The following is a 241-nucleotide window of genomic DNA, read 5'->3' as shown; positions in this document are numbered from 1 at the left end:
TCAAATCGCTGGTCATTGGCAGAAAAAATTGGTTATTCTCGACGAATCCGCTTGGTGCTGATGCGAGTGCTTTGCTGTATAGCATCATCGAGACGGCGAAAGCGAACGGACTGATACTCTACGATTACATGGTCAAATGTATGAAAGAACTGGCAAAGCCAGAGCCTGATATTAACTCTCTTCTGCCTTGGAACGTCTCACACTGAAATTAAAACGCCCCGTGGGATTATGGGGCGCATAC

Annotated in this window: 1 protein-coding gene; it reads left to right on the top strand. The window is 46.5% G+C overall.

Annotation, left to right across the window (positions count from 1 at the left end):
• Positions 1 to 206: transposase domain-containing protein (locus PL85_RS18710; protein WP_215809376.1), on the top strand; the 206-nt coding region annotated here is incomplete at its 5' end.
• Positions 207 to 241: the final 35 nt, after the last annotated feature.

The organism is Vibrio anguillarum (assembly GCF_001989995.2).
GTDB classification, from domain to species: Bacteria; Pseudomonadota; Gammaproteobacteria; order Enterobacterales; family Vibrionaceae; genus Vibrio; species Vibrio anguillarum.
Note: the sequence above shows the minus strand (reverse complement) of the source record. Positions and strands in the feature narration are given on the sequence as shown.